The sequence below is a fragment of the Nocardia sp. CC213A genome (assembly GCF_030766805.1).
In the GTDB taxonomy this organism is placed as follows: domain Bacteria; phylum Actinomycetota; class Actinomycetes; order Mycobacteriales; family Mycobacteriaceae; genus Nocardia; species Nocardia otitidiscaviarum.
The window spans coordinates 319,733-341,381 of sequence record NZ_JASFXA010000002.1; the positions used below are offsets into that span (position 1 = coordinate 319,733).

Annotated in this window: 6 protein-coding genes (1 of these 6 only partly in view); 3 read left to right on the top strand and 3 right to left on the bottom strand. The window is 71.4% G+C overall.

The genetic code is table 11. The features are described from left to right. Together QJS31_RS04660 and QJS31_RS04665 are read left to right on the top strand one after the other, a co-directional pair. Positions 1-15,865, top strand: the 3' portion of a protein-coding gene (locus QJS31_RS04660; RefSeq protein ID WP_306356001.1) for a non-ribosomal peptide synthase/polyketide synthase. 12,722 nt of this gene lie to the left of the window's left edge; 15,865 of the gene's 28,587 nt are visible here — the last part of the coding sequence; its start codon lies off the left edge, out of view; the stop codon is at positions 15,863-15,865. 97 nt (positions 15,866-15,962) lie between these two features. After that, positions 15,963-16,721: a PP2C family serine/threonine-protein phosphatase gene (locus QJS31_RS04665; protein WP_306356002.1), complete on the top strand. Its 759-nt coding sequence runs from the start codon at positions 15,963-15,965 to the stop codon at positions 16,719-16,721. Between the two features lie 801 nt (positions 16,722-17,522). Here the strand turns inward: QJS31_RS04665 and QJS31_RS04670 are convergent. From QJS31_RS04670 to QJS31_RS04680, 3 genes are all read right to left on the bottom strand, one after another. Continuing rightward, the gene (locus QJS31_RS04670; protein WP_306356003.1) at positions 17,523-18,371 is read right to left on the bottom strand and encodes a lysophospholipid acyltransferase family protein; all 849 of its coding nucleotides are present in this window, start codon (positions 18,369-18,371) and stop codon (positions 17,523-17,525) included. Positions 18,372-18,671: 300 nt separating this feature from the next. Continuing rightward, a complete protein-coding gene (locus QJS31_RS04675; RefSeq protein WP_306356004.1) occupies positions 18,672-19,619 on the bottom strand; it encodes an enoyl-CoA hydratase/isomerase family protein in 948 nt (315 codons plus the stop codon). A 100-nt stretch (positions 19,620-19,719) separates the two neighbouring features. Next, on the bottom strand, positions 19,720-20,889 hold the full coding sequence (locus QJS31_RS04680; RefSeq protein WP_282785687.1) for an MCE family protein: 1,170 nt from the start codon (positions 20,887-20,889) through the stop codon (positions 19,720-19,722). 217 nt (positions 20,890-21,106) lie between these two features. On the opposite strand from QJS31_RS04680, the gene QJS31_RS04685 reads away from it, so the two are divergent. Continuing rightward, the gene (locus QJS31_RS04685) at positions 21,107-21,508 is read left to right on the top strand and encodes a hypothetical protein (RefSeq protein ID WP_282785686.1); all 402 of its coding nucleotides are present in this window, start codon (positions 21,107-21,109) and stop codon (positions 21,506-21,508) included. The last annotated feature ends 141 nt before the right edge of the window (positions 21,509-21,649 follow it).

A 21,649-nucleotide genomic window follows, 5' to 3' on the forward strand; every position in this document is an offset into this window, starting at 1 on the left:
CGTCCACGCCGCCCTGGCGGTCGTGTTGTCGCGGCTGTCGGGCAGCGCCGATATCGCCGTCGGGTCGCCGGTCGCGGGGCGCGGCGCGGCCGAACTCGACGGTCTCGTCGGCATGTTCGTGAACACGGTGGTGCTGCGTACCCGGATCGACGAGTCGGCAACGATCGCCGACCTGCTGGCCGCGGTGCGCGACGTCGACCTGGAAGCGTTCGCGCACGCCGAGATTCCGTTCGAACAGGTGGTGGAGGCGGTGGATCCGCCGCGCAGCGAGTCCCGGCACCCGCTGTTCCAGGTGATGCTGGCCTTCCACAATCTCGCCGACGCCGACATCGCCCTGCCCGGAGTCGATGTCGTCGCATCGGGTGCCGACACCGGCGTGGAACGGTTCGACCTGACCCTCACCGCCGCCGACACCCCCGACGAACGCGGGGCCATGCCGATCGCGATCGGCTACGCCACCGATCTGTTCGACGAGGCCACGGTGTCCGCGTTCGCGCAGCGGCTGATCCGTGTACTGAGCGCCTGCACCGCCGACTCCGACCGCGCCGTGCGGGATATCGACATCCTCTCGGCCTCCGAACGGCACAGCCTGCTCTCCGAATGGGGCCGCGCCGACACCGTCCCGGCCTCCGACGGCGGCACGCTGCCCGAACTGCTGGCGCGGGCCGTGGCAGCGAATCCCGATGGGTACGCGGTCGTCGCGGGCGAACGCCGCCTGACCTACCGGGCCGCGGACGAACACACGAATCGGTTGGCGCGCTGCCTGATCGAGCGCGGGGTCGGCCCCGAGTCGGTGGTCGCCATCGGCATGCCGCGGTCGCTGGAATGGGTGCTGGCGGTCTGGGCCGTCACCAAGGCCGGGGCCGGATTCCTCTCCCTCGATCCGGCGCATCCGGGCGAGCGCAATCGGTTCCTGTGCGCCGATTCCGAGGTGCGCGTGGGGATCACACTGGAGCGCCACCGTGCGGAGCTGTCGGACGCGGTGCCCGAATGGCTGGTCGTGGACGCTCCGGAAGTGGCGCAGCGGGTTCGCGACCAGCCCGCCGCACCGGTGACCGACGCGGATCGGCGCGGTGCGCTCCATCCCGATGCCCTCGCCTACATCGTCTACACCTCGGGGTCGACCGGCCGTCCGAAGGGCGTCGCGGTCACCCATGCCGGATTGTCCGCGGTCGCCGCCACCCAGGCGCAGCGGTACGCGATCGACACCGAGTCGCGAATACTGGGCGTGGCCGCCCGCACCTTCGACGCCGCCGTGCTGGAGATCCTGCTCGCCGTCCCCGCCGGCGCGACGCTGGTGCTCGCGCCCGCCGACGTCTACGGCGGCGAACCGCTGGCCGAACTCCTGCGCGCACAACGCATCAGCCACCTCTTCTGGACCCCGGCGGTGGCACGGTCGGTGGACCCCGACGGACTCGACGCACTGCGGGTGGTCACGGTCGGCGGCGAGCACTACCCACCGGATCTGGTGGCACGGTGGTCGCGCACCGACACCGCGCGTGCGCGGCGCTTCTTCAATGTCTACGGCCCCACGGAGACCACCGTCATCGTGACCGTCAGCCCCGAACTCCGCGCGGGTGATCCGATCACCCTCGGCGCGGGTATCGCGGGCATGTCCATGCGGGTGCTGGATTCGTCCCTGCGGCCGGTTCCGGTGGGCGTGGTGGGTGAGCTGTACGTGTCGGGCCCCGGTGTGGCACGCGGGTATCGGGGTCGTGCGGGATTGACGGCGGGACGCTTCATCGCCGACCCCTACGGGCGACCCGGCGAGCGGCTGTACCGCACCGGCGATCTGGTGCGGTGGGTGAACGGCAGCGAATCCGACTCCGCCACCGGCATTCTGGAGTATGTCGGCCGGTCCGACTTCCAGGTGAAGGTCCGTGGTCAGCGTCTGGAACCGGGTGAGGTCGAGGCCGCGCTGACCGGGGTGACCGGCGTGGCGCAGGCCGTCGCGCTCGCGCACGGCAGCGAGGACGCCGCCGGAGCGCGATTGGTGGCCTACGTGGTCGCCGCGCCCGGAACCGAGCTCGATCCGGCAGCGGTGCGGGAGTCGGTGCGCCGACGCCTGCCCGGCTATCTGGTGCCGGATGTGGTGACGGTGCTCGACGAACTGCCACTGACCAGCAGCGGCAAGATCGACCGCCGCGCACTGCCGGAACCGGTGCTCACCCCGCACCAGTTCCGGGCACCGGCCACCCCCGCCGAACAGGTGGTGGCCGAGGTGTTCGCCGAGGTGCTGGGCATCGACCGGGTCGGCGCGGAGGACGACTTCTTCGCCCTGGGCGGCGACTCCATCGTCTCCATCCAGGTGGTGGCGAAGGCGCGGGCCCGGGGCGTGGCCTTCGGCCCGCGCGACGTTTTCGAACAGCGGACGGCGGCGCGCCTGGCGGCCGTCGCCGACACCACCGCGGCCGCCGCGGTCACGCTGGCGGAGCTGCCCGGCGGCGGTGTGGGCGAACTGCCGCTGCTGCCGGTAGCGCACTGGATGGTGCAGTGGGGGAAGGGTTTCCGGCGTTTCGAGCAACACGTGATGCTGCGGCTGCCCGACGGCGTGACCGAAACCGGGCTGCACACCGCGCTGGGCGCGCTGCTGGACCACCACGACATGCTGCGCTCGACGCTGCGGTGCGATGCGCCCGGACAGTGGTGGATCTCGGTCGCGCCGCCGAGCACGGTCGCCGCGGCGTCGCGGCTGCGTCACCGGCCGATCGACCCGGAGCTGGTATCCGACGGCCTGGAGGCCGTCACGAATATCGCCGCCGCGGAGCTGGATTCGGCTCTGCGAGCGCTCGATCCGGCCGCCGGGGCGATGGTGCGGTTCGTCTGGCTCGACCTCGGCGATATGCCCGGTTGGCTGCTGGTGGTGGCGCACCACCTGGTGGTCGACGGCGTGTCCTGGCGCGTGCTGGTCCCGGATCTGCTGTCGGCGCTCGACCGGGTGCGCACCGGCGCGGCCCCCGTTCTCGCCCCCGTGGGCACCTCGATGCGGCGGTGGGCGCACGGCCTCGTCGCGGCGGCCGCGGAACCGGCTCGGCTGGCGGAACTGGAGTTCTGGCAGGGCATCGTCGACGGACCCGACCCGCTGTGGGGCGGACGGGACCTCGACCCCGCGGTCGATACCGCCGAGACGCTCGACCAGGTGCGCGTTGAGCTGCCCGAGGCGGTCACGCGCACCCTGCTGACCACGGTCCCGACCGCATTCCACGGCGGCGTCAACGACGGGCTGCTCGCCGGTCTGGCCGTGGCCGTGCGACTCTGGCTGGCGCGCCGCGGCAGCGACGAACCGACGGTGCTGGTGCGGCTGGAAGGGCACGGGCGCGAGGAACAGGTGGTGCCCGGCGCGGACCTGTCCCGCACCGTGGGCTGGTTCACCTCGATGTTCCCGGTGCGCTTCGATCTGACCGGCGTCGACCTCGCGGACGTCGCCACGGTGGTGCGGTCGGTGAAGGAGACCCTGCGTGCCCTCCCGGACAAGGGCATCGGCTACGCCCTGCTGCGCTATCTCAATCCCGACACCGCCGCCCGGCTGCCCGATCGCATGCCCGGACGGATCGGCTTCAACTATCTGGGCCGAGTCTCCGCCGCCGACACCGGCGACAGCGAGGTGCACGGCGGACTGGGCGAGCTCGATGCCGCACCGGATCCGGATATGCCGGTGACGGTGGCGGTGGACATCAGCGCGATCGCCATCGACGATCGGCTGCGGGCCAGTTTCCGCTTCCCGCGTACGCTGCTCGATCGGTCCGAGGTCGAGGAGTTCGCACAGCTGTGGTCGCAGGCGTTGACCGCGATCGCCGAATGTGCCGAAATACCCGGTGCGGGTGGGCATTCGCCGTCCGACTTCGAGCTGGTGCGGCTCACGCAATCGGAGATCGACGCGTTGGAGGCCGCGTACCCGTCCCTGGGTGACATCTGGCCGGTGACTCCGTTGCAAGCCGGACTGCTGTTCCATGCCCACCTGGTCGACGCCGACGCGGACGCCTATGTCGCACAGCTGATGCTGCGACTGTCCGGTGACCTGGACGCCGACCGGCTGCGCCGCGCGGCGGCCACGCTGCTGGCCCGCCACGACGGCCTGCGCACCGCGTTCCATACCACCGACAGCGGCAGCACCGTAGCGGTGCTCCGCGACGACGTCGAACTGCCGTGGCGGGTAGTGGATCTCACCGACGATCCCGATCCGGACACCGCGCTGGCGCGGTTGGCCGCGACGGAGAAGGCGACCCCCTTCGACCTCACCGCCGCACCGCTGCTGCGGTGCACGGTCGCCGCACTGCCCGCCGACCGCTGGGCGCTGGTGCTGACCAACCACCATGTGATCCTCGACGGCTGGTCCTGGCCGCTACTGCTCACCGATCTGTTCGGCCACTACGCCGACGCGCCGGGAACGCCGCCCGGTTCGTACCGGGACTTCCTCGTCTGGTTGGCGGCCCGGGACCGGGACGCGGCCCGCGCCGCCTGGACCGCCGCGCTCGACGGCGCCGAACCCACCCTTCTCGCCGCCGGGGCCACCCTCGGCACCGGCCCGCTCGCGGTGGCCGATCACGCGATCACGCTGGACGACAGCGAAACCCGCGACCTGCTGGCCGCCGCCGCGGCGGCGGGCGTGACCGTCAATACCGTGCTCCAGTCGGCCTGGGCGATCATGACCGCACGGTGGAGCGGACGCACCGACGTGGTCTTCGGGGCCACGGTCTCCGGGCGTCCCGGCGACCTGCCCGCCGCCGAGCGCACCATCGGCCTGTTCATCAATACGATTCCGACCCGGGTTCGCCTGCGCCCCGACGAATCCGTGGCCCAGCTCTGGGCTCGCATGCACCGGGAACAGGCGGCGCTGCTCGACCACCACCATGTCGGCCTGCGCGAGATTCACGCGCTCACCGGGCAGGACAGTCTGTTCGACACCCTCATGGTGCTGGAGTCGTACCCGGTGGACGCCGACGGCATCGAACACAGCATCGGCGACGGCGGCCTCACCGTCGAGCGCATCGTCGCCGACGACGCCACCCACTACCCGCTGACCTGCACCGCCACCGTCCAGGACACCCTGCGCCTGCGAATCCAGTACCACACGGCGGTTTTCGACGCCGACACCATCGCCGCGTTCACCCGGCAACTGCGGCGGGTGCTGCACATCATCGGCACCGAGACCGCCGCCACGGTGCGCGACATCGACCCGCTGCCGGAGCGGGAGCGTCGGCTGCCGCCGTGCGCCGGGGACGACCACGCCGGGGCGGGCACTCCGCTGCCGGACCTGCTGGCGGCGGCCGTGGCGAGCAATCCGGACTGCGCGGCGCTGGTGGACGGCGATCGCACCCTCACCTACCGGCAACTGGACGAGCAGACGAATCGCCTGGCGCGCTTCCTGATCGGCCGCGGCGTCGGCCCCGAGTCGGTGGTGGCGGTGGGCGTGCCCCGCTCCCTGGACTGGGTGCTGGCGGTCTGGGCGGTCGCCAAGACCGGCGCGGCCTTCCTGTCCGTGGACCCGGGCCACCCGATCGACCGCAATCGCTACGTCTGCGCCGATTCCCGGGTGCGGGTCGGTCTCACCGTGACCGCGCACACCGCCGACCTCCCGGTGAACGGGGTGTCGTGGCTGGTCCTCGACGCGACCGCCACCTCGGACGAGATCGCGGCGTGCGCGCCCGCACCGGTGACGGCCGCGGACCGCGGTGCGGTGCGACCGTCCACCACGGCCTATGTGGTCTACACCTCCGGTTCGACGGGTCGGCCGAAGGGGGTGGAGGTCACCCATGCCGGACTGGCGAACCTGGTGGCCGACCACCGGAACCGCGTTGCCGTCGACCCGGATTCGCGCGTGCTGGCGGTCGCGGCGCGCACCTTCGACGCGGCCTTGCTGGAACTGCTGCTCGCGGTCTCCGGCCGCGCCGCGCTGGTCGTCGCGCCCGAGCAGACTTACGGCGGCCCGCCGTTGGCGGACCTGCTGCGATCGCGGCGCATCACCCACGCGTTCCTCACGCCCGCGGTGGCGCTGTCGATGGACGCCGACGGACTCGACGCGCTGCGGGTCGTGCTGACCGGCGGCGATCGCTGCCCACCGCAGTTGGTGGCGCGGTGGTCGCGCACCGACCCGGCCCGGCGGCGGCGCGTGCACAACCTGTACGGTCCGGCGGAGGCCACCATCTGGGTGACCGGGAGCCGCGAGTTGCGCGCGGATGCGCCGATCACGCTGGGCGCGAACATCACCGGCATGTCGGTGGCGGTCCTGGACACCTGGCTGCGGCCCGTGCCCACGGGCGTGGTCGGTGAACTCTACGTCTCGGGACCCGGGGTGGCGCGCGGCTATCGGGGCCGTGCGGGCCTCACCGCGACCCGGTTCGTGGCCGACCCTCACGGCCGGCCGGGGCGACGCATGTACCGCACCGGCGACCTGGTGCGCTGGATCACCGGCGAATCGGGTTCCGGTGCCGGGGAACTGGAGTTCGTCGGGCGTTCCGACTTCCAGGTCAAGGTGCGTGGTCAGCGCCTGGAACTCGGTGAGGTCGAATCCGCGCTGACCGAAGTGGCGGGGGTGGGGCAGGCCGTCGCGATGGTGCACCACCCGGCGGGCGACGCCGCCGCGACGCGGCTGGTGGCCTATGTCGTGGCCGCGCCCGGCAGCGTCCTCGACCCTTCCGGCGTGCGCGAATCGGTGGCCCGGCGGCTGCCCGCGTTCCTGGTGCCGGATGTGGTGACCGTGCTCGACGAACTGCCGTTGAACAGCAGCGGCAAGGTCGACCGCCGTGCCCTGCCCGAACCCGCGCTCGCGCAACGAGATTACCGTGCACCCGCCGGCGCGACCGAGCGGATCATCGCCGAGGTGTTCGCCGACGTGCTCGGGACCGACCGGGTCGGCATGGACGACGACTTCTTCGTCCTCGGTGGCGATTCCATCGTCTCCATCCAGGTCGTGGCGAAAGCCAGGGCACGGGGCGTGGTGTTCGGTCCACGGGAGGTATTCGAGCAGCGGACCGCGGCCCGTCTCGCGACGGTCGCCCGGACCGCCGCGGACGCGGCAGCCACCGCGACCGAGCTGCCCGGCGGCGGAGTGGGCGAGCTGCCCCTGCTGCCGATCGCCCGCTGGATGGTGGAGTGGGGCAAGGGTTTCCAGCGTTTCGACCAGCACGTGGTGTTGCGACTCCCGGCCGGTGTCCACGAATCGGCCCTGCTCGCGGCCATCGGCGCAGTGCTGGAGCGGCACGACGCGCTCCGCTCGACGCTGCGCCACGACGGATCGGGCGAGTGGTCCCTGCATATCGCCGCGGCCGATGCGGTGAACGCGGCGACGGTACTGCACCGGCGCGCGCTCGACCCGGCCGTCGACGTCGACTCCGAACGAGGCCGCCGGACCGTCACCCATATCGCCGCGGTGGAACTGGATTCGGCGCTGCGGCGGTTGGATCCGAGCACCGGCGACATGGTGCGCATGGTCTGGCTCGCGCCCGCCGACGGCGCACCCGGATGGCTGCTGATCGTGGCGCACCATCTCGTCGTCGACGGCGTGTCCTGGCGAATCCTGGTGCCGGACCTGCTCGCGGCCCTGGCCCAAGCCGCCACCGGCAGCGCGCCGACCCTGCCACCGGTGGGCACCTCCCTGCGGCGCTGGGCCCACGGCCTGGTGACCGCCGCCGCCGAGGTGTCCCGCACGGCCGAACTATCCGTCTGGCACGCCATGGTGACCGGTCCGGACCCGCTGTGGGGCGGGCGCGACCTGGATCCGGGGATCGATACCGTCGAAGTACTGGACCAGGTCGGCATCGAACTGCCCGAGTCGGTCACCCGCGCGCTGCTGTCGACGGTGCCGGCGGTCTTCCACGGCAGCGTCAACGACGGACTGCTGGCGAGTCTGGCCGCGGCCGTGCGCATCTGGCGTCACCGGCGCGGCATCGCGGAGCCGTCGGTGCTGGTGCGCCTGGAGGGGCACGGACGCGAGGAGCAGGTGGTGCCCGGTGCGGAGCTGTCCCGTACGGTCGGCTGGTTCACCTCCATGTTCCCGGTCCGCTTCGATACGACCGGGCTCGACCCGGACGGACCGCTCACCGGCAGTGCCGGTGCGGCCGCGCTGGTGCGGTCGGTGAAGGAGACCCTGCGCGCCCTTCCGGACAAGGGCATCGGCTACGGCCTGCTGCGGTACCTCAATCCCCAGACCGCCGCCCAGCTGCCGGACCGGATGCCGGGACGCATCGCCTTCAACTACCTCGGCCGGGTCTCCGATACCGGCGACGACGACATCCACGGCGGGCTGGGCGAACTCGCGGTGGCACCCGATCCCGAGACACCGGTGACGGTGGCCCTGGACATCAGCGCGATCGCGGTGGGCGACCGGCTGCGGGGGAGCCTTCGGTTCCCGCGTACGCTGCTCGACCGGTCCGAGGTCGAGGAGTTGGCGCAGTTGTGGTCGGGGGCGTTGACCGCGATCGCCGAGTACGCCGAACTGCCCGGTGCGGGAGGACATTCGCCGTCCGACTTCGATCTGGTGCGGTTGACGCAACCGGAGATCGATGGGTTGGAGCGGGCGTATCCGGCGCTGAGCGATATCTGGCCGGTGACCCCGTTGCAGGCCGGGCTGCTGTTCCACGCCCGATGGGCCGCCGCCGACGATCTGTACGCGTCACAGGTGCTGCTGCGACTGTCCGGTGACCTGGACGTCGACCGGCTGCGCCGGGCGGGGGCGGTGGTGCTCGAACGTCACCCGAGCCTGCGCGGCGCGTTCGCCACCGGCCGCGACGGCACCACCGTGGCCGTGATCTGCGATGACGCCGAAATACCCTGGGAATTCGTGGATCTCACCGACGCGACCGATAGCGAGGCCGCGCTCGCGGAGCTGGCCGCCGCCGAGAAGGCGCGGCGCTTCGATCTCGCGGCGGCCCCACTGCTGCGCTGCACCGTCGCCGCGACGGCCCCCGAGCGGTGGGCCCTGATCCTGACCAACCACCATGCGATTCTCGACGGCTGGTCCTGCCCGCTGCTGCTCACCGAACTGTTCGCCGCGTATCTGGGCGAGCACGCGCCGACGGCTCCCGGCTCGTACCGAGATTTCCTGGCCTGGCTGGCGACTCGGGACCGGGACGCGGCCCGCGCCGCTTGGGCTCGCGCGCTGGACGGCGTCGAACCCACCCTGATCGCCGGTGCCGCCGCCGACACCGGGATCGTCGCCGACCACTGGATCACCGTCGCGGACAACGAGACCCGAGAGCTGACGGCCGCGGCCGCCGCCGCGGGCGTCACGCTCCACACCGTCCTCCAGTCGGTGTGGGCCGTGCTGATCGCGCGACTGACCGGACGCGGTGATGTGGTGTTCGGCACGACGGTGTCGGGGCGTCCCGGTGAGCTGCCCGGTGCCGACCGCGCCATCGGGCTGTTCATCAATACGGTGCCGACCCGGGTGCGCCTGCGCCCGGCCGAGCCGGTCACCCGGCTGTGGACCCGCGTACACGACGAACAGGCGGCCCTGCTCGACCATCAGCACCTGGGGCTCACCGAGATTCACGCACTCGCCGGTAGCGACGCCCTGTTCGACACCGTCATGGTGCTGGAGTCCTACCCGGTCGACGTCGACGCGGTGCGTCGGCTCACCGGACCGGGCGGCGTCGCCGTCACCGGCGTGAGCGCCGCCGACTCCACCCACTATCCGCTCACCTGCAGTGTCATCGCACAGGACGGCCTGCGGATTCGATTGCAGTACCGTCCGGACGTGCTGGACGAGACCGCCGTCACGGCGTTCGCCACCCGGCTGCACGAGACCCTGCGCGCGGTCGCCCGTGCCCCGGAGACGCCGGTACGTGCCCTCGGCCTGCCGTCGCCCGCCGAGCACGATCGGCTCGTCCGCGACTGGGGACGCCGCGGCAACCCGGCCACGGCCGCCGTGACCATGCCGGACCTGCTGGCGGCGGCGGTGACCCGCAACCCCGACGGCGACGCGGTCACCGACGGCCATCGGACCCTCACCTACCGCGAACTCGACCAGCGCTCGAATCGATTGGCGCGCTACTTGATCGGTCAGGGCGTCGGCCCGGAGTCGGTGATCGCCATCGGCCTGCCGCGCTCCCCGGAATGGGTGCTGGCGGTCTGGGCCATCGCCAAGGCCGGTGCCGCGTTCCTCTCGCTGGACCCCGGCCACCCGCTCGACCGCAATCGGTTCGTCTGCACGGATTCCGCTGTGCGCATCGGGATCACGACCCAAAACCATGCGGCGGCACTGCCGCGCGACGGCGTGGCCTGGCTGGTGCTGGACGACCCGGGCAGCGCGGACGCGATCGCGGCATGCGCGCCCACGCCGGTCACCGACGCCGACCGCCACCGCGGCATTCGGCCCGGCAATACCGCCTACCTCATCTACACCTCCGGATCCACCGGCCGCCCCAAGGGCGTGCAGGTCACCCATGCCGGACTCGCGGCCCTGGCCGCCGCGCAGCTCCGTGACCACGAGGTACGGCCCGATTCGCGGGTGCTGGCGGTCGCCGCGCGGACCTTCGACGCGGCCGTCCTCGAACTCCTGTCGGCGGTCTCGGGCGGCGCGCTGCTGGTGATCGCACCCGACGACGTGTACGGCGGCCCGGCGCTGGCCGCGCTGCTGCGCACCGCGCGCATCACGCACGCGTTCATGACGCCCGCGGTGGCGCTGACCGTGGAAACGGAGGGTCTGGATGAGCTGCGCATGGTCATGACCGGCGGTGATCGCTGTGCGCCACAGCTGGTGTCGCGCTGGTCGCGCACCGATACCGCGGGTCGGCGCACGGTGCGCAATCTGTACGGTCCGGCCGAGGCGACCGTCTGGGTGACCGGCGCCGAACTGACACCCGGTCGCCCGGTGGTGATCGGCGGGCCGATCCCGGGCATGGGTGTGGTGGTGCTGGATGCGTGGTTGCGGCCGGTGCCCGCCGGGGTGGCGGGTGAACTGTACGTCTCCGGACCCGGAGTCGCGCGGGGCTACCGAGGCCGTGCGGGCCTGACCGCCGCGCGCTTCGTCGCCGACCCGTTCGGGACGGCGGGGGAGCGTCTCTACCGCACCGGCGACCTGGTTCGGTGGCTGCCGGACCCGGAATCCGGCTCCGGGGTACTGGAATTCGTGGGCCGGGTCGACTTCCAGGTGAAGGTGCGCGGTCAGCGGATGGAGCCCGGTGAGGTCGAAAGCGCCCTCACCGAGCTGCCGGACGTCGAACAGGCCGCCGTCGTCGTGCACACCCCGAACGGCGGTGCCGGTGCGCGCCTGGTGGCCTACGTGGTCGCCGCGCCGGGACACCGGCCCGACCCGGCGACGGTGCGGCGCGCGCTGGGGCAGCGCCTGCCCGGCTATATGGTGCCGGACGCGGTCACGGTGCTGGACCGGCTGCCGGTCACGGTGCACGGCAAGGTCGACAAGGCGGCCCTGCCCGAACCGGTGTGGGAGCGGGCGGAGTACCGCGCGCCGGTCACCCGCACCGAAAAGCTGGTGGCCCGCGTGTTCGCGGCCGTGCTCGACGCCGAGCGGATCGGCCGCCACGACGACTTCTTCGCCCTGGGCGGCAATTCGCTGTCGGCGACCCGGCTGTCGGCGCGACTGGCCGACGAGACCGGTCTCGGCGTCGGCGTACGCGACGTGTTCGAGCGGCCGGTGGTCGCGGAGCTGGCGGCGCTGCTCGACACCCGCACCAGCGTTGCGACGGTGGACGTGCCGCGGATCGCCGCGCGGGTGCGGCCGGAGCGGGTGCCGCTGTCGTTCGCGCAGCAGCGCATGTGGTTCGTCAACCGGTACGCCCCCGAATCCGCGGCCTACAGCATCCCGCTGGCGCTGCGCCTGACCGGCACCGTGCGCGTGCCGGCGCTCGCGGCCGCCGTCCGGGATGTGCTGGGCCGCCACGAGGTGCTGCGCACGCGGTACCCGGATGTGGACGGTGTGCCGTTCCAAGTGGTCGTCCCGGTCGAGGAGCTGCCCGCCGTGGCGGAGATCGACCTGACGCCCCGGCCGGTGGAACCCACCGCCGTGACCGCCGCGGTCGCCGCCGCGGCATCGGTGGGATTCGATGTGGCGCAGCGGGTTCCGCTGCGGGTTCGACTGCTGTCGACCGGTCCCGAGGAGTACGTGCTGGTGTGGGTGGTGCACCATATCGCCGCGGACGGCTTCTCCATGGCTCCGCTGGCGCGAGACCTGGCCGCCGCCTACGCCGCGCGCTGCGCCGGGCGGCAGCCGCAGTGGGCCCCGCTGCCGGTGCAGTACGCCGACTACACCCTGTGGCAGCGCGAATCGCTGGGCACGTCGGACGACCCGGACGCACCGCTGTCGCGGCAACTCGACTTCTGGACCGAGCGGCTGCGCGGTCTGCCGGAGGTCCTGGAGCTGCCCGTCGATCGCCCGCGCCCGGCCGTGGCCTCCCATCGGGGGGCCACCCATCGGTGCACCGTGGATCCGGCGGTGGTCACCGCTCTGCGGGAGCTGGCGCGCACGCGCGGGGTGACCATGTTCATGGTGTTCCACGCGGCCCTGGCGGTGCTGCTGGCGCGGTTGTCGAACAGTGCCGACATCGCCGTGGGCACACCGGTCGCGGGGCGCGGTGCGGCCGAACTCGACGATCTGGTGGGCATGTTCGTCAATACGCTCGTGCTGCGCACCCGCGTGGACGAGTCGGTGCCCTTCACCGAACTGCTGTCCGAGGTTCGCGGCGTCGACCTGGATGCCTTCGCGCACGCGGAGATTCCCTTCGAGCAGGTGGTGGAGGCGCTGGATCCGCCTCGGACCCAGGCCCACCACCCGCTGTTCCAGGTGATGCTGGCCTTCCAGAACCTCGATCCGGCCGGGGTGGAGTTGCCGGAGGTGTCGGTGACGCCCGTCGGGACCGACACCGGCATCGAACGGTTCGACCTGACCTTCACTCTGACCGATATCGCCGACGCCGACGGCGCGCTCGGAGTGCACATCGGCTACGCCACCGACCTCTTCGACGCGCGGACGGTCGCCGACGTCGCCGAACGCCTGCTGCGGGTGCTGCGCGCCATCACCGCGAATCCCGCCGTGCCCGTGCGGGATATCGACATCCTCGCGATCGCGGAGCGGCAGCGCCTCCTGGCCGAGTACGGGCACGGCCCCGACCTCGACCTCGCCACCATCACGATGCCGGAGCTGCTGGAGGTGGCGGTGGCGGGCCATCCCGAGGGTGACGCGGTCGTCGACGGTGACCGGCGACTGTCCTACCGCGAGCTGGACGAGCGCTCGAACCGGTTGGCGCGCTGCCTGATCGGGTACGGCGTCGGACCCGAAGCGGTGGTCGCCATCGGCGTCGCGCGCTCACTGGACTGGGTGCTGGCCGTCTGGGCCGTCGCCAAGGCCGGGGCGGCCTTCGTGTCGGTGGATCCCGCGCACCCCGTGGAACGAAACCTGTTCGTATGCACCGATTCCGAAGCGCGCTGCCTGCTCGCGGTGCACGACCTGGGTTTCGAGGTGCCCGGTGTGCCGACGCTCCGTCTCGACGCGATCGACCTGACGCGGTTCGATGCGACCGCGGTATCCGATACGGATCGTCCCGGACTGCTGTTGCCGACCACGACGGCCTACGTCGTGTACACCTCGGGCTCCACCGGCCGCCCGAAGGGGGTGGCGGTCCCGCATTCCGGTCTGGCCGCCCTGGTGGCGACGGACCAGCGCGAATACGATGTCGACCCGGACTCGCGCGTAGTCGCCGTGGCGGCACGGACATTCGACGCCGCCATGCTCGAACTGCTGCTGGCGCTGTCGGGCAGCGCCACACTGGTCGTCGCGCCCCCGGACGCGTTCGGCGGTGAGCCGCTCGCGGAGGTGCTGCGTGCGCAGCGCGTCACCCACGCTTTCCTGACACCCGCGGTCGCGCTCTCACTGGACCCCGACGGTCTCGACGACCTGCGGGTGGTGCTCACCGGCGGGGACCGGTGCCCGCCCCACCTGGTGTCCCGCTGGTCGCGCACCGATGTGGCGGGACGGCGGCGCGTGCACAACCTCTACGGCCCCGCCGAAACGACGATCTGGGTGACCGGCAGCCCCGAACTGCGGGCGGACACCCCGGTCACCCTCGGTTCGGCGATCCCCGGTGCCACGGTGCTGGTGCTCGACGCCTGGCTGCGCCCTGTCCCCGCGGGCGTGGTGGGCGAACTGTACATCGCGGGCCCCGGGGTGGCCCGCGGCTACCGTGGCCGGGCCGCCGCGACGGCGACCAGGTTCGTCGCCGACCCCTACGGCCCACCCGGTGCCCGCCTGTACCGCACCGGCGATCTGGTGCGGTGGACCAGCCACCATTCCAGGTCCGGTACCCGCGAAACCACACCGACCGCGCTCGCCTTCCGGCCCACGGCCGGTACATCCGCCGCGGCCGCGGCCGATTCCAGTGCAGCGCGCGGTGCATCCGCGGTGGCGGACGAGTTCGAACTCCGCACAGCCACAGGAGAATCCGCCGCCGCGGGAAGCTCGGCCACCGACCGGGTCGGGGTGCTGGCTTTCGTGGGCCGCGCGGACTTCCAGGTGAAGGTGCGCGGCCAGCGGTTGGAGCTGGGCGAGGTCGAAGCCGCACTCGCCGACCTGGACTGCATCGAGCAGGCGGCGGTCGTCGTGCACAACTCCGACGACGCCGCCGGGGCGCGCCTGGCCGCGTATGTGACGGCGCGGCCGGACCATACCGTGGAGTCGGATCGGGTGCGTCGGGAGTTGGGCCAGCGCCTGCCGGGCTACCTGGTGCCCGATACCGTCATGGCGCTCACCGCCCTGCCGATGACCGCCAGCGGCAAGGTCGACCGCCGCGCGCTGCCGGAACCGGTGCTCGCGGCACGTACCTTCCGTGCACCGGCCACGGCCACCGAGCGGCTGGTCGCGGCGGTGTTCGCCGAGGTGCTCGGGGTCGACCGGGTGGGCGCGGACGACGACTTCTTCGCACTCGGCGGGAACTCGCTCAGTGCGGTGCGTGTCGTCACGCTGCTGCGGTCCCGCACCGGCAGGCAGTTGCGGTACGGCCACCTCTTCTCCGACGCCAGCCCGGCCGCACTCGCGCACGCCCTCGACAGCGGCGCGGACACCCTGAACATCTCGCTCGGCGTCCTGACCCCCCTGCGCTCCGCGGGCACCCGCCCGCCGCTGTTCTGCGTCCATCCCGGCGGCGGCCTGGCCTGGGTGTACGGCGCACTGGTCGGTCACCTCGAGCCGGACCGCCCCGTCCACGGCCTCCAGGACCCCTACATCGTCGCCGACGAACCTCGGCTGGAATCGGTTGGCGCATACGCCGATCGGTATGTGCGCGAACTCCTGGAACGGTTCCCGGACACCACCTACCACCTGCTGGGCTGGTCCCTGGGTGGCCAGATCGCGCACGCCATGGCCGCACGACTCCAGGAGCTCGGCCACTCGGTCGGCCTGCTCGCCCTGGTGGACGCCGGCATCACCACCGAACCCGTCGAGCTGCCGGAACCGGGACCGCGCGAGGTGGCCGAGACCGTCGGCCGGATTCTCGGCGGCTGGCGAGAGGCCCTCGGCCTGTCCGATATTCCCGACATCGACCGGGTCGAGGACTTCTACGCCCTGGTCTCCGATCGGATCAGCCGCGCCGGCATCCTGACGGCACCGCAGGTGGAACGCGTCCTGGAGAGCTTCTCCCAACCGCTGCCCTACGACCCGCGCCACTTCACCGGCGACGCCCTGCTGTTCACCTCCGCCCGCGAGCCGAACCGGGACGGGTTCACCGCGACCTGGCGGCGGTACATCACCGGCCGCATCGAGGAAGTCCCCGTTGACGCCTGGCATACCGGAATGCTGAGCGCCGACAAGGCAGCCGAACTCGGCCCGATCCTGCGGGCTCGGCTGCGCGCGCTCGATAACGGCTCCGCAGCAGGTCAGCCGACCGACGACCGGTTAGGTGACAATCCGATCACATAGCAACTACACAGGCAATTCTGGCGCGGAACACGGCTCGAGGCTGTTGACTATGGGTTGTGCTGATCGGCAGCACCCGCGAGTCCGAGGAGGTCGGGCCATGCACAGCGCAGCCATCGAGGTCGGAGCCGTCGCGTCGGTAGGTCCGGACGGGGAGGGGCGGGCGGTGCGGGTCGCGGGGGAAGCGGTCAGCAAGCGCGGACGGCGCGAGATCAACGCCGATGCGGTCGCCACGGTGACCGACCGCCGGGTCGGGCGTACCGCGGTGGTGGTGGCGGACGGCGTCGGCGACCATCTGGGCGCGGCCCGGGCGGCCCGCATCGTGGCCCGCACGGCGGCGCGGGTGGCGGTCACCGAGGGGGCGCGCGCCGGAATCCTCGCCGCCCGAACCGAACTGGAACGCGAGCTACCCGAGTCCGGCGGTGACAGCGTGCTGGCGGTCGCGGTACTGCCCGCCGACGGTCGCCCCGACGGCCCGTGCGATATCGCCTGGGTCGGCGACTGCCGCGTCTACCGCTGGAACGGCCGTGTCCTGCACCAGATCACCACCGACCACACCGTCGCCGAATACTTCCGCCTGCGCGGCCACGAACCCCTGCCCGGGATGGGCCACCTGGTCACCACCTCCGCCCGCACCGCCCGCGTCGAGGACATCGGCCAGGCCGCCACCGGCTCCAGCACCGGCCGTTTCCTCCTCACCACCGACGGCGTCCACAAGCCCCTGGACATCGCCACCGTCAAAGCCCTGCTCACCCACCCCACCACCCCCGGCCTCACCGCCGACTCCCTGGTGGAAACCGCCCTCACCTCCGGCGGCACCGACAACGCCACCGCCCTCGTGGTGGACGTGCGCGGCTAACACCGCCGATCTGCCCGCCCTTCCACAGCCGACACCGACTCGCGCCAGTTGACACCGACTCGCGCCAGCCGACACGGACTCGCGCTTCGCCGATACGTCGAGCGCCACAGCCGATATGGTTCGTCGCATCTCGCCGGTGCGGTCAGCGCCTTGGTCGCCGCATCGAGTCCCGCAGTCCATGCCCTGTGCCGCAGCTGATGCGATCCAGCGCCGTAGCCGGTGCGGCCTGTGCTGTAGCCGGTGCGTCGAGCGGCACAGTCCATGCCCTGTGCCGCAACTGACGCGATCCAGCGCCGTAGCCGATGCGGCCGGAGCTGCGGCTGATGCGTCGAGCGCCGCAGTCCACGCCTTGTGCCGCAACTGATGCGCCCCAGCGCCGTAGCCGATGCGGCTGGAGTCGTGGCTGTTGCGCTCCATCGTCGTAGCCGGTGTGGCCTGCGCCGTAGCCGATGCGTCGAGCCCCGCGGTCCACGCCTTGTGCCGCAGCCGATGTGAACCAGCGCCGTAGCCGGTGCCGCTTGCGCCGCCGAAGATTCCGCTGTGCGCCGTAGCCGGTGCGGCCTGCGTCCGTTCCTGATGCGGGCCGCGGTCGATGCGGCTTGCGCTACAGCTGATGCGACGTGCGTCCGTGGTGTGTCGAACCGCGGCCTGCGAGCGTGCTGAGGGAAGCGCGAGAGCGTGGCCCGGGGGCGGGTGAGCGCGGCCCGAGGGGCGGGTGAGTGTGGCCCGGACGGTTGGGGTGCGGCCCGGAGAGTAGGAGGTCTCTCCGGGCCACGGCTGTCCGTCGGGCGGTATGTCGTCCTACAGGAGGTTCGCCAAGCCGGACAGCGGTCCGGGGAGGGCCGCGAGGTGGTTCTTGATACCCGCGGACACCGGGTTGGGGGTTTCGGCTCGGAGGCGGTCGAGTTCGGTTTGCATGGTGCGCACTGTTGATTCGTAGTGGGCGGCCACCGCGGCTGTGTCCTCGGGGTCACCGGGTTCGGTGGACCAGTCCAGAGGAGGGAGGAAGCTGACGTCGACCGTGGCGGGGAGAGGTATCTGCGGTATCACCGGGGCGATGCCGAAGGGGAGGCCGACGGTGTAGGGGAACACCTTGGCGCGGAACAGCTTGTCGAGCCGCAAGAGCTTGGCGGTGCGTTCGCCACGGCTGAGGATGAAGATGGAATCGTGGCCGCCGTTGGCGACCACTGGGATGACCGGCACTCCCAGTTTCAGGGCCAGCCGGATGAATCCCTTGCGCCCGGCGAAATCGATCTTGCCGCGCTCGGTCCAGGGACGGCACGCCTCCCAGTCGCCACCGGGATACACCATGACCGCGCCACCGTCCTTGAGTCCGGCCGCCGCCGCCTCCTGGGACGCGGGAATCACGCCGAACTGCCGCAGACTGTCACCGAGAAATGGTGCGCGCAAAAGGATTTCGTGCGCGACCCCGAAGGTTGGCTCGGTGGGGCGACGCTCCATCATGGCCATGAAGGTGATCCACACCTCGGGCGCCCAGTAGATGGAGGAGTGATTGCCGATGACCAGCGCCGGACCCGAGGCGGGCAGATTCTCCAGCCCGCTCACCTTCGGGGTGAAATAACTCGTGTAGGCCCGCGCCAGGGGCAGCAGCGGGTGATTCGGATCCGGAACCTGCGTGGTGGTGCTCATGTACCCATTCCTGTCTCTCGCACTGGCGGTGGACGGGCGGCGCGAGACGGCCTGCGCCCATGCTCGAAAAAGCCTCGGGCGGAATCGAATTGCCCCCGGTACATCCCCATTGATAGTCCCCGATCGGCCGCGTCCACGCGGACCGGTAGGGCGCTGCGGCGCTCCATCGTCGCCGCGCTGCGATCGATGTCCGTCACCGTCCTCCTGCCCCTCCGACGTTAGCAGCCAAGCGTTTGCTTGGTAGGAAGTGTGCGGAATCCAACAGTCACGGCCACCCCCGGCGAATTCGCCCGGGCCGTCCTACGATTCCCCGGCCGTACCCCGGTGCCAATCCGGCAGCCGCTCCTCGATGAACGCGGTGAGATCCTTCCCCGCCGCCTCGTTGCGCCGCACATCGGCGAGATAGGCGCGCATGGCGTCCCGCGTCTGCGGCTGCGAGGCGGCGGCGAGGAATCCGGCTCGCTCCATATGCAACCCGGTCTCCAGCCCGGCCGAACCGCCCTCGTGCACAGCGCGTTTGACGGCGGCGACGGCCACGGGGGAGCGCCGCGCCAACCGCCGCGCGGTATCGAGCGCCTCCGCGAGCAGCCGATCCGGATCGATCAGCCGGTTCACCAGTCCGATATCCCGCGCGGTGGCAGCGTCGATCGGCGCGCCCTCCAGACATAGTTCCAGCGCCCGCGCCGCCCCGAGCGAGCGGGTGAGCAGCTGGGTGCCGCCGCCGCCCGGAATCAGCCCGACCAGGATCTCCGGCTGCCCGATGCGGTACGGCCCGTCGGCCATCAGCCGGATATCGCAGGACAGGACGAGTTCGCAGCCGCCGCCCATGGCGTGGCCGTTCACCGCGGCGACGAAGACCTTGTCCGATCGCCGCATCAGGCGGCACACCTCGTGATAGCGCAGGATATCGGTGAGCCCGGCGGTCATCCCGCGCCCGAGCACCGCCCGCGCCCCGGGCAGATGACTGGCCGCGCCGGTGGTTCGCAGTGCCGCACCGGCCAGCGCCGGACTCAGCGGCAGCGGGCTGGCCTCGGCCCCGGCGAGAATCTCGGCCACGTCGTAGTGGCTCACGAACACCCCGGGCAGCGCGCTGGTCACCACGACCGCCCGCACCGTCTCGTCGTCGGCCAGCCGGTGCAGCAGCGTTTCCAGGTCGCGCATCATCGCGCCGGTGAGGAAGTTGTAGGGCGGATTGTCCAGTTCCACGGTGAGGACGGCATCGTCCTGCCGGGTGCGAATCGCGTTCATCCGCCCACGATATGGATGCCGATCCGCTCGGTGGAATACCCGCGCGGGCGCTCTTGTCGGTTGCACAACTCCGGCCGGGAAACGCGGGCAGCGTGCCGGGTCACCGCACCGGCGGCGGCGTCCGCTCGTTCGGATCCACCCCGGTGGGCAGATTCGCGCCATTGTCGGCAACATTCGGCCGCGGCGCGTTGGCCGAGCCGCGGATCTGTTGATCGGCGGGCGGATTCGCGCAGTAGTTCCAGCGGCGGAAGGTGCCGTCCTGCACCACGTATTGGGGCGTCTGCTTCGTCGGGTACTGGCAGAACGGCCGCGGCCAGATATCCACGATGGTGTAGAACTCGCCGTCGTGCGCGGGCACGCCCATGGCCGAGGTGCCGATCAACAGCGACGGAAACAGCGCCCGCAGCGCCGGAATGCGCAGCTGGGCCGAGCGGACGACGGCGCTGAGATTGGTGGCGAGACTGGTGATGGGGTCGGCATTGCGGTCCAGCGTCCGCGCCGCCACGTCGATCATGCCCGGTGCGTCGTCGAGCAGCGCCCGGATCTCGGCGTCGGCTGCGGTGACCTGATCGATGAGAACGCGCGAATTGCGGGTCAGCGTGCCCAGATCGGGTTGGGCCTGGGAGGTGGTGGCGGCGATGGTGCGCAGGCTGGTGATGAGATTGGTGGTCTGCGGCAGCAGATTGTCCAACCCGGCCACGGCCAGGCTGATGCCGTTCACGAAGGCGCGGAACTGGTCCGGTCCGCCGCTGAGCGCGATATCGAGTTCGTCCAGGATGACGGCGAACTTGTCCGGATCGATCTGGGCGATGAGCTCGCTGGAGTCGATCAGGACCTCCGAGAGCGGCACCGGGGTGGAGGTGCGGGCGGCGTCGAACGGCACCACCGCACCGTCGTCGAGGTAGGGACCTCGATCGGTATGGGGCACGAAGTCGATGTACTGCTCCCCGGCGGCGGACAGCGCATGCACCTGGACGGCCGTATCCTTCGGAATCCGGTAACGGTTGTCGACTTCCGCGCGCACCGCCACCGCGGCGCCGGCGTCGGTGAGTTCGACGGCCGTGATCTCGCCGATCCGGTAGCCGCGCCAGGTGACATTGTTACCCGCCTGCAAACCGCCCGACCGGTCCAATTGGATGGTCACCGTGTACGTCGATCCGGGCGGTCGCACCCGCATCACGTCGAACAGCAGATAACCGCCTCCGACCAGCACTCCGAGCGCGAGGGTGAGACCGCTGGCCAGAAACCTGTGACGCTGGGAATTGCTCACGAGCCACCTTTGCCGCCGGGTTTCGGAAACACTGCAACAGCTAACTCTTGGCGAAACGTCGCCCATGGTAGCGGGTCCGCGTGCGCCGATTGCGTGATTGCGACACGACCCACGCGTCATGTGACGACACGCAGGTGTGGTGGGGTACTCTTCGCGCAGCTAATGGACGGCAACTGAGGTTCGGGGGCCGGAAGTGTGCTGGGGAAAGGGAGATTCGATGATCGCCCGCCGCGTGTGGTTGGCCGGTGTCGCAGGTGTGTGTGCGGTACTGGCGTCGGGATGTGCCGATCGGGACGACACCACCACCGAGGCGTTCGGTGCGGAACCGGCCGCGACGGACGCGTCGAACGCGCAGCGCAGTGTCTTCGTCACCGAATGCGGGGGCACGGCGGCCGGGTGGCGGGCCGCCGGGGTGGTGAGCAACCGCGACGACGTCGAGCACCGCTACGCGGTCGTGGTCAGCTTCGTCACGCCGGAGTCGACCGTATTGGAGCGCACCCGCACCGAGGTGCTGGTGCAGCCGGGGGCGACGGAGAACTTCACCACCGAAACCCGGCTCGATCCGGTGCGGCGACCGGATACCGTGGCGTGCGTGCTGCGCGATGTGGAACAGCTCTGAACTCGGCTTACCGATTGCCGGGAGGCTGCTCCGGGCTTGGGTCGAACTCACCCGACGGGGGCCGCGCAGCGCTTAGGATCAGCAGCGGGCCGAACTCTCCGTTGTGGATTTGTCGGTGCCATGGTGCATGCTCTTGGGCAC